Annotated in this window: 1 protein-coding gene; it reads left to right on the top strand. The window is 57.8% G+C overall.

Annotated features, from left to right (window positions below; all coding sequences use genetic code 11):
• Window positions 1-211: hypothetical protein (locus C7B16_RS25135; protein WP_219906395.1), on the top strand; the 211-nt coding region annotated here is incomplete at both ends.

Here is a 211-nt window from a genome sequence, read left to right as displayed (position 1 = left end):
GCCGGATAAGGCGTTCACGCCGCATCCGGCAATATGCACCGATGCCGGATGCGCTTACGCTTATCCGGCCTACAAATTTGTGCCTTAACCGTAGGCCGGATAAGGCGTTCACGCCGCATCCGGCAATATGCACCGATGCCGGATGCGCTTACGCTTATCCGGCCTACAAATCGTGCTTTAACCGTAGGCCGGATAAGGCGTTCACGCCGCA

This window comes from Escherichia sp. 20412-1 (assembly GCF_003027595.1).
In the GTDB taxonomy this organism is placed as follows: Bacteria; Pseudomonadota; Gammaproteobacteria; order Enterobacterales; family Enterobacteriaceae; genus Escherichia; species Escherichia marmotae.
The sequence above is the reverse complement of the archived record's forward strand: the minus strand, read 5'-3'. Positions and strand labels throughout refer to the sequence as shown.